Here is a 6207-nt window from a genome sequence, read left to right on the forward strand (position 1 = left end):
TCAACGCCTTATAGTGGCGCTCCACAGGAAGTGACAACAGTATCACTTATAGGAACTTTACAGGACGAATTGGGCTGTGCCTATGATTATGAAGATGACTGTGATAACTCAGCATTACTGTTTAATTTCAGTTCGGGTACATGGGAAGGAAGCTTTGTGCTTCCTGCAGGATGTTATTCCTACAGGGTGAAAGAGACAGTTGGCTGTAATAATGTAACCTTCTATGGAGAAAACGGAATTGAATCGGAAAATAGGATTCAATTATATGTGCCATCAGATGCTGAAATCACCTTCAGTTATGACCCACTGACCCATATCATCACTTCAACGCCTTATAGCGGTGCTGAGCTAGCAATAACAAAAGTATCACTTATAGGGACTTTACAGGACGAACTGGGATGTGCTTATGATTATGATTATGGATGTGACAATCCCGCTTTAACGAAGAATGAAATATCAGGCAAATGGGAAGGAAATTTTACACTACCTGCCGGATGTTATACTTATAGAATTCAACAGACAGATGTTTGTGACAACGTAATCTATTATGGAGAAAATGGAACTGAATCGGGCAATGAGATTCAATTATATGTTTCATCAGATGGTGAAGTTACCTTCAGTTACGATCCACAAACCCATATTATGAGTTCAACCCCTAATAGCGGAGCTGCGTACGAATTGGCAAAGGTAACGCTCATAGGTTCTTTACAGGACGAATTGGGCTGCAATTATGATTATAACTATGATTGTGACAACCCAGCGTTAGTATTTAATTCTGATTCCAATGTATGGGAAGGAAACTTCACGCTTCCCGCAGGATGTTATACTTACTTTGTGAAAGAAACATCTGTCTGTAATTATGTAACCGACTATGGAGAAAACGGAGTTGAATGGGGCAATGAGCTTCAATTATATGTTCCGTCAGAAGCTGAGATCACCTTCAGTTACGACCCTCAAACCCATATCATCACTTCAACGCCGTATAGTGGTGCTCCGCAGGAAGTGATAAAAGTATCACTCTTTGGGACTTTACAGGACGAATTAGGCTGTGCCTATGATTATGAAGATGACTGTGATAATTCAGCATTACTGTTTAATTCCAGTTCGGGCTTATGGGAAGGCAACTTTACACTTCCTACAGGATGTTATTCTTATATTGTGAAAGAGACATCTGTCTGTAATTATGTAACCAATTATGGAGAAAACGGAACGGAATGGGGTAGTGATATTCAATTATATGTTCCATCAGATAGTGAAATTACTTTCAGTTACGATCCGCAGACTCATATCATGACTTCAACACCATATAGCGGTGCACCACAGGAAGTGACCAATGTATCACTTTATGGGACTTTACAGGACGAATTGGGCTGTGATTATGATGATGACTATTATTGTGACAACCCTGTCTTACAGTTTAATCTTGATTCGGGTTTCTGGGAAGGAAGTTTTACGCTTCCTGCCGGATATTACTCTTACAAGGTGAAAGAAACATTTGCCTGCAATATTATCTTCTATGGATACAACGGCATTGAATGGGGTAATGAGATTCAATTATATATTCCATCAGATAGTGAAATCACATTTAGTTATGACCCGCAAACCCATATTATAAGTTCAGAACCTTATAATGGAGGTCCGCTGGACGTAACAGATTATGGAACTTTAAAGGACGATTTTTTGTTGTATCCAAATGCTGTTTATAATATAATTAATATAAAAGGACCAAAATCACCTTCTAACCACTCCTATGTTATTTATGATATCTTAGGTGCAGTCAAAATGAAAGGAACCATTAATAATGACCAAATTGAGGTAGAAACACTTTCAAGTGGTATCTATATTTTAAAATTCGAAATAGATAATAACTATATCTTTAAAAAATTTGTAAAAAATTAATTAGCTAAAAGGCCTATCAGATGATAGGCCTTTTTTTTAAATTTATAAATAAATAAAATAATAGTAGTTACCAACGGTTCTGAGTCATTGTTTCCGAATTATGAATTTTTTAAGGAAAATTCTATAATTTTTAAATAACTATAAATCAATTATTTAAAATACTTTCAAATTATAATTGTGTTCAAAAGTATATTCAGTTTTGTGTTCACAATTGTTAGTAATTATTTAATAGCCAGATACCTTAAAACAGTGTTTTAAAAAATATTTTTTAGTAAAAATAAAAATTTGCTTAAGGTTATAATTTTGTTAATTTCAAATGTGCCACAACGGATTGTATATCTTAAGTTAGCTTTTATTAATAAAGTTTTTAATTTAATGTCTTTGCTGCCAATGCTGCTATTTCTCTGGTAATTTTTGTTGGTGAATTACAATCACAGTTGTTCAGTCCAACAACATAAATATCATAATTAGGAAGATATACACCCATAGATTTGAATCCAAAAAAGTGTCCACCATGTTCTCTGGTAGGAACTCCATTTATTTCTTTAATATGCCATCCATAACCATAGTTAATATGCTCCCCGTTATTCAATGTATAATTCGTAAATGCTTTTTCAGTTGTTTCTTTGCTAATTAGAAGGTTGTTTTTTATGGCTTCTTGCCAAGTAAACATATCATTGACGTTAGACATCAATGCACCGGTAGAATAAGCGAAAGAATAACTAACTTGTCTACGATTAACATAACCATTTTTATTATGGTAACCTGAAGCACTGTTTTTAATAACTTCTCTATGACTTCCATATTGTGAAGATGTCATTCCTAGTTTTTTTAAAATTTGTTCTTTAACAAAATCACCATATGGCTGTCCAGTTACTTTTTCAATGATATAACCTAATAGCACATATCCAGAATTATTATAGCTGCTTTTTTCACCGGGAGCAAAATCGATAGGCTCATTTTTAAAAAAGTTTATTAATTCTAAAGGTGTTAAATCTTGTTTTGAAATTTCATTTAGTCCTTTAACTCTAGTAAAATCCTTAATCCCCGATGTGTGTGTTAACAAATGGTGTATGGTAATTTTATTTCCATTTGTAGGATAATCAGGAATAAACTTTGTTATTTCGTCATCCAAATTCAGTTTTCCTTTTTCTACAAGCATTAAAATAGATATTGCTGTAAACTGTTTTGTCATAGAGGCTATTTCGAAGACGTTTTCCGTATGCATTGGAAGATTTAATTCTAGATTTGAAAGGCCAAATGCTTTTTTATAAATGATATTTCCATTTTTAGAAATCAAAAAGGTTGCGCCAGGAGCATTTGGTTGGTACTTTTCCTGTAATAAACTATCAATTATGGATTCTAAATTTTGTGCATAGCTTGTAGATTGAGAATTAAGGAAGAAAAGGGTAAATACTACTGATAGATAATTTAAATAAATTACTTTTTTCATTTTTTATGGTTTTAATTTCCAGCTAAATAACAGTCATTTTTAATTGTTGAAAAATGAAAGTCACCAACGGCCCATTTTAATACATTAAAGCAATCAATCCCTAATTTGTTGCCAAATTCTGCAGACAGGAGCCGTTCGTGACAAATATGAATCCTTCATGCCAACAATTATAACTGAATTTTATAAACCCCTATATTTGTGAGCTATGGGTATAACAAAACATATAAAAGTTGGAATTATTGAGGCCTTGTTAATAGTTTTATTATTCAGTGTTTTTATTTATCCAAGATTACAAGATATCGGAGATTATGTGTTTATATATCCTTTTAACCTTAAGGATGGTAGTATTTATTGGGCACTTTTTTTTTCAATATTATTTGGTGGGTTGCTATTTTTTTTAAATATATATTATGCGATCCCTAAGTACCTTAAAAATAAACAGATTAATAAATACATCCTGAGTATTATATTATTGTTTTTCGGATTACTAGGAGTCGAATTTCTTGTAAAAATAACATTACAAACCATTTATAATTTACCAGAAAATTTTGAATTTTTATATGGTGTAGATTATAATAACCTCCCTAAGAGAAGAAGTCTTGAATTTCCTCACGGAATAAGAAACCTTGGATTTTTAGCATTATCCTTTGGATATCGATATGTTAAAGATTGGAAACAACTTATGGAAGAACGCACCCGACAGCAAACTATTTTAGCAGAAAAATGGAAAGTAGAGCTCGATTATTTAAAATCTCAGGTAAATCCACATTTCTTATTTAATAATTTAAATAACATATATGCCATTACGAAACGAAATAATGACACTGAAGCTTCTGAAGCCATAACCAGACTCTCCAGTCTAACCCGTTTTATGCTCTATGACAGTAGTTCTAAATACATTCCTATTGCTAAGGAAATTAAGTATATCCAAGATTATATCGAAATGCAACAATTACGTTTTGCAGATGAGGAAGTAATTGTAAACTTAAAGCTAGAAGGAAATATAGAAAACACAAACATTAGTCCTTTTATGTTAATTCCTTTTGTTGAAAATGCCTTTAAATATGGTATTAAAATGCATCAAAACAATATTATTAGAATAGAAATTAAAGTCATAAATGGCTGCTTATTTTTTAACGTGAGAAACAAAATTCAGCAGAGTAAAAATAATCATGTATATTCAGGAATAGGAATTGCCAATGTTAAAAAAAGGCTGGAACTTGTGTATGCAAACAATTTTGAACTTAATATAAATAATGATGAGACATACTTTGAAGTACAGCTACGAATAGATAATTTATGATTGTAAATTGTGTTATAATAGATGATGAACCAGCTGCTATAGAAGTGTTAGCCGATTTTGTTGATAGAACTCCAAATTTATCCCTTTTGAGTACTTTTCGCAATCCATTACATGCCTTAAGCTTTTTAAGAGATACTAAGGTTGATCTTATTTTTCTGGATATTAATATGCCGGAAATCAATGGTATGGAATTATTAAAAGTATTGATTCATCCACCCTTAGTTATTTTTACTACAGCTTATACTGAATATGCACTAGAAAGTTATGAGAAAAATGCAGTGGACTATTTACTTAAACCAGTAACTTTCGAGCGTTTTCTTATAGCGGTTAATAAGGTACAAAGTCGTTTAATAAATAAGAAACCTGAGGTCATTGATACCACTCAAACTTCGAGTGCAAATGAAGAAATTATCTACCTTAAGAGTGGGCCAAAAACACATCGTATAGAACTTAATGACGTTCGCTATTTGGAAAAAGACGGCCATTATATCAGCTTTTACTTAAGCGACAAAAAAGTGGTTGCACGTTTAAGCATGAAAGATGTTTTTGAAGTAATCTCAAAAGAAAAATTCATTCAGGTGCACAAGTCGTATATAGTTTCCATCGCCCATATAAAAACTATTGAAAGGCATCAAATAAAAATAGAAGAATCTATTATCCCCATTGGCAAAACTCACCGGAAAGCGGTTCATGAGTTTTTTAAATCAGATTTTTATAGCTAATTGAACTTTCTCAATTTGTATTTTTTCTATTTGGATAAGTCTATTGTTTTTTATACACAATATCACCAAATCTATAAATTTAGAGTTGTTGAGTTAAGTTATTGAGTTCAGACTAATGTTCTTTAATGTTATACGTTTTTATATGCTTGTTTTTGGTGATTCATGTTTTAAACCTTTAATAATAAGCCATATGGCAAACACCATTTCTTGTATTCCTATTATAAAATCCAAGGCTTCTATTACTTGAATTTCATAAAATTTCAATAGCACTATGGTCATTGTTACAAGGGCACCAATAAAACCCCAAGCTGCCAACCATCTAGGTACAAGTGCAAATCGGAATAATATGAAATTCAATATAAGTGCAGAAATAGTAAAAACTATTCCGAGTCCTATATCGAATGTCCATTCCGCTAAAATCAATAAGGATTGACCTATGGGTCTGAAGTTACTTGTGTCTTGCACGTTATTGACTGAATATTCTTTGCTTATAAACAAAACACTTATCAATACCGCAACATAGGCTGCAAATAGAATACCTTCCATGATTCGCATACCAACATATCCCAGTGCCAAACTTTCACTTTTCTTTTTAAGAATAGGGAATAATAGTATCGCGATAAATGCAACTGAAATAGCATCTATAAGCATGAGAATCGCTGCTCCTGCAATTTGGCTTGATTTATCAGAAAATGCCTCAAGTAAATTCGTGGATTCAAGAATGGGTTCGGTAATCGAAATGCTCAGTGAAGAAGTAACCGTAGCAGTTATAAATAATATTCCGACAATTTTGGCAATACGTTTATTTGAGTCCATAAAATCTATTTTTT

At 32.3% G+C, this 6207-nt stretch carries 5 protein-coding genes; 3 read left to right on the plus strand and 2 right to left on the minus strand.

What is annotated here, in order from left to right; all coding sequences use genetic code 11:
* On the plus strand, positions 1 to 1899 hold a 1899-nt coding region (locus AC15TD_RS04605), incomplete at its 5' end, for a pullulanase X25 domain-containing protein (RefSeq protein ID WP_484450960.1).
* Between the two features lie 367 nt (positions 1900 to 2266).
* On the opposite strand, the gene AC15TD_RS04610 is transcribed toward AC15TD_RS04605, so the two are convergent.
* Positions 2267 to 3352: a serine hydrolase domain-containing protein gene (locus tag AC15TD_RS04610; RefSeq protein WP_484450961.1), complete on the minus strand. Its 1086-nt coding sequence runs from the start codon at positions 3350 to 3352 to the stop codon at positions 2267 to 2269.
* A 205-nt stretch (positions 3353 to 3557) separates the two neighbouring features.
* Here AC15TD_RS04610 and AC15TD_RS04615 point away from each other — a divergent pair, with 205 nt between their 5' ends.
* On the plus strand, positions 3558 to 4655 hold the full coding sequence (locus tag AC15TD_RS04615; RefSeq protein WP_484450962.1) for a sensor histidine kinase: 1098 nt from the start codon (positions 3558 to 3560) through the stop codon (positions 4653 to 4655).
* Positions 4652 to 5377 (plus strand): LytR/AlgR family response regulator transcription factor, encoded by a 726-nt coding sequence (locus tag AC15TD_RS04620; protein WP_484450963.1) that lies wholly within the window; start codon positions 4652 to 4654, stop codon positions 5375 to 5377. The genes AC15TD_RS04615 and AC15TD_RS04620 overlap by 4 nt, the downstream gene beginning before the upstream one ends.
* A gap of 138 nt (positions 5378 to 5515) precedes the next feature.
* On the opposite strand, the gene AC15TD_RS04625 is transcribed toward AC15TD_RS04620, so the two are convergent.
* On the minus strand, positions 5516 to 6207 hold a 692-nt coding region (locus AC15TD_RS04625), incomplete at its 5' end, for a DUF4386 domain-containing protein (protein WP_484450964.1).

The sequence above is a fragment of the Yeosuana sp. genome (genome assembly GCF_057126245.1).

Coding starts and splice junctions, on each gene's coding strand:
- AC15TD_RS04610 (WP_484450961.1), bottom strand. CDS start 3,352: ATGAAAAAAGTAATTTATTTAAATTATCTATCAGTAGTATTTACCCTT.
- AC15TD_RS04615 (WP_484450962.1), top strand. CDS start 3,558: ATGGGTATAACAAAACATATAAAAGTTGGAATTATTGAGGCCTTGTTA.
- AC15TD_RS04620 (WP_484450963.1), top strand. CDS start 4,652: ATGATTGTAAATTGTGTTATAATAGATGATGAACCAGCTGCTATAGAA.